This is a genomic window from Bacillus sp. JJ1127 (genome assembly GCF_036965845.1).
Classification (GTDB): Bacteria; Bacillota; Bacilli; order Bacillales; family Bacillaceae_G; genus Bacillus_A.
Map to the genome: position 1 here is coordinate 1 of NZ_JBALQK010000035.1, position 3,104 is coordinate 3,104.

3 protein-coding genes are annotated in these 3,104 nt (G+C 36.1%); all 3 read left to right on the top strand.

The window, feature by feature from the left end; all coding sequences use genetic code 11:
- Positions 1 to 299 precede the first annotated feature (299 nt).
- Genes rfbC through rfbD form a run of 3 tightly spaced genes read left to right on the top strand, consistent with a single transcriptional unit; the run spans position 300 to position 2,716 of the window.
- Positions 300 to 866: a dTDP-4-dehydrorhamnose 3,5-epimerase gene (rfbC, locus tag V7183_RS04340; RefSeq protein WP_097897133.1), complete on the top strand. Its 567-nt coding sequence runs from the start codon at positions 300 to 302 to the stop codon at positions 864 to 866.
- Complete coding sequence (gene rfbB / locus V7183_RS04345; protein ID WP_097897132.1) at positions 863 to 1,843, top strand: dTDP-glucose 4,6-dehydratase; 981 nt, start codon at positions 863 to 865, stop codon at positions 1,841 to 1,843. Before rfbC ends, rfbB begins: the two co-directional genes overlap by 4 nt.
- Positions 1,844 to 1,855: 12 nt before the next feature.
- Positions 1,856 to 2,716 (top strand): dTDP-4-dehydrorhamnose reductase, encoded by an 861-nt coding sequence (rfbD, locus tag V7183_RS04350; RefSeq protein ID WP_335358796.1) that lies wholly within the window; start codon positions 1,856 to 1,858, stop codon positions 2,714 to 2,716.
- The last annotated feature ends 388 nt before the right edge of the window (positions 2,717 to 3,104 follow it).

The window sequence follows — 3,104 nt, forward strand, 5'->3', positions numbered from 1 at the left end:
GATTAAAGTTGCATTTTACAAGAAGAGGAGGGATTAGATGAGAGGGGCTATTCTTACTGATGGTACAGGATCACGTCCATATCCCATTACAAAGGTAAAAAGTAATCATTTACTTTCTGGTGGTGAATTAGAAATAACATATTAAAATAACGAGGAATATTGACTTATATATATTAACGGGGGTGATGGAGTGGAGGAGAGGTTCATAATCCTCTTTGGTGTAGCAATGTACTTGCAAAAGACATCCGATCCGAGAAGAAATTTAATGAAAAAACTGAATAATGGAGGTGATGGCGGAAATGAACGTAATTGAAACTTTATTCGAGAATGTACACATTGTAGAGCCAGACATATATAAGGATCATAGGGGGTTTTTTAAAGAAAGCTATAATGAAAAAATTTTCGATCAATTACAAGTGCCATATCAATTTATTCAGGACAATATATCAAAATCGCTGGAAGCAGGGACAATAAGAGGATTGCATTTTCAAACAAATCCTAAGGCTCAAACGAAGCTCGTACAAGTGATACAAGGAGTCATATTTGATGTTATCGTTGACTTGCGAAAAGAATCCCCCACATATAAGAAATGGCAAGGGTTTATATTAAGCGACTATAATCATCGGCAGTTGCTTGTGCCAAAAGGATATGCACATGGCTTTTGTACATTAGTCCCTAACACAATTGTCATGTATAAGGTTGATGAACATTACGATTTCCAATATGATAGCGGGATACGCTGGAATGATGAAGAATTGCAAATCGATTGGCCGGTTAAAGACCCGATTTTATCCGACAAGGACCAGTCATTGCCGTCTTTACAAGATGGTAATCATAATTTTCATTTTAGGGAGAAACGCACATGAATATTTTAGTAACAGGTGGAGCAGGTTTTATTGGTAGTAATTTTATAAGATTTTTAGTTAAGAAGTACCCGCACTATAACATTATTAATTACGATGCATTGACTTATTGCGGCAATTTATTGAACTTAGAAGAGATAAAAGACAGAAAGAATTACCGGTTTATTAAAGGAGATATTCAAAATAAAGAATTGCTTCATTACGTAATAAATCAATATGAAATTAACAGTATTATTAACTTTGCCGCAGAATCTCATGTTGACCGCAGTATTGAAAATCCACAAATCTTTTATTCTACAAATATATTAGGAACAACAACATTACTAGAAGCTGCTCTTGCAAATCAAATTGAAAAATTTATTCAAATTTCTACTGATGAAGTGTACGGTTCATTGGGGGAAACAGGAGTCTTCACAGAGGATACGTCATTGAATCCTAACAGTCCTTACTCTTCTAGTAAAGCGAGTGCTGATTTGATCGTATTAGCTTACTGTAAAACATACGGTTTACATGTAAATATTACACGATGTTCTAATAATTATGGTCCTTATCAATATCCGGAGAAATTGATTCCTCTCATGATTACAAATGCCTTGGAGAATAAACCTTTGCCTGTATACGGAACGGGCAGAAATATTCGAGATTGGCTTCACGTATATGATCATTGTACTGCTATTGATTTAGTGCTGCATAAAGGAGAAAAAGGAGAAATATATAATATTGGCGGAAATAATGAGAATCGCAACATTGAAATTGTAGAGCTCATCATTGAACAGTTAGGCGCCTCTAAAGAGCAAATTATATTTGTAAAGGACCGCCTAGGGCATGATTGGCGATATGCTATTAATGCTGAAAAGATTAAAAAAGAGCTTGGATGGAAGCAAGTCTATACATTTGAATCGGGCCTTCAGGAGGTTATTCAATGGTATAAACGGAGTGAAACCTGGTGGAAGCCTCTAAAATACGGTACATCTGAGTAGAGGGAGAGAGTTATGAAGAAAGTAATAGCGATTACTGGAGCGAAGGGGCAATTAGGCAGACAGTTTGCTGAAGATTTACATGATTTAGGTTATCGGGTTTGTGCTTTAAGCCGAGAAGATATGGACATAACGGATTTTTCAAAAGTCGATCTCATTTTAAGAAAAATAAATCCTAACATTATTATTCATTGTGCTGCATACACAAAGGTAGATTTAGCTGAAACTGAAAGAGATCAAGCATTTCTTGTAAATGCTCTTGGAACAAGAAATGTCGCTGTTGTAGCAGAGAAGATGTCAGCTAAACTTGTTTATATTAGCACCGATTATGTATTCGATGGGAAAAAAGACACTGGCTATGATGAGTTTGATACTCCTAATCCGATAAACGTGTATGGAGCCTCAAAATATGCAGGGGAAAATTTTGTTAAGAATTTTCATTCACGCCATTTTATTGTGCGTACTTCTTGGCTTTACGGAAAGTATGGAAATAACTTTGTTGAAACGATGCTGAAGCTTGCAAAAAATCAGCTGGGGATTAAAGTAGTGAATGACCAAACAGGATCCCCAACCCATGTAAAAGATTTAGTGCAATGTGTGAAGGAGTTGATGGAGACAGAACTATATGGAACGTATCACGCATCCAATGCTGGGGCTTGTACATGGTATAAGTTTGCTAGGGAGATATTTTCTTTATGTAATATAAGTGTTAATACAACACCCATTTCTACGAAGGGATTTGGCGCGGGGGCTCCACGTCCTGCTTATTCGGTTTTAAATCCTTGTGCGCTGCGTTTGAATAGACTCGATTTAATGAAACCTTGGCAAGAAGGGCTAGGGGAATATTTGAAAGAAAGGGAAACGAGTAGACCATGAAGTTGTTATTTGCGTAATTCCGAAAGCATGATGTACTAAAAATAAAGCTAACTTCTAACGGTAGTTTTAGGAGCGAAGGGCAATGGGTCTTCTCGATGTAAAAGGAAAGATATGATCGCGATAGACTTAGCTATTTAACGAAACGTCATATAGGGAATTGCTTTATCCCTAGCAAATTTAATCTTCATCTACGTTGGTGAATGTCTGTAGAACAACGTACATGACACGGTGGAAATGGGGAAAGGGAACAGATATTTAATATTACCTTGTTAGTAAATATAAATATGCGTGTAAATTCCATTATTATAGATATAATTCATGTTCATGTATTATAAAGAAATTTATCATTTTGATAACCAAAAGAAGCGGGGGGCATAATTTAAAGAAG

What these genes read in the sequence shown, in the direction of transcription:
- rfbC (WP_097897133.1), top strand. Translation starts at nt 300, where the DNA reads ATGAACGTAATTGAAACTTTATTCGAGAATGTACACATTGTAGAGCCA.
- rfbB (WP_097897132.1), top strand. Translation starts at nt 863, where the DNA reads ATGAATATTTTAGTAACAGGTGGAGCAGGTTTTATTGGTAGTAATTTT.
- rfbD (WP_335358796.1), top strand. Translation starts at nt 1,856, where the DNA reads ATGAAGAAAGTAATAGCGATTACTGGAGCGAAGGGGCAATTAGGCAGA.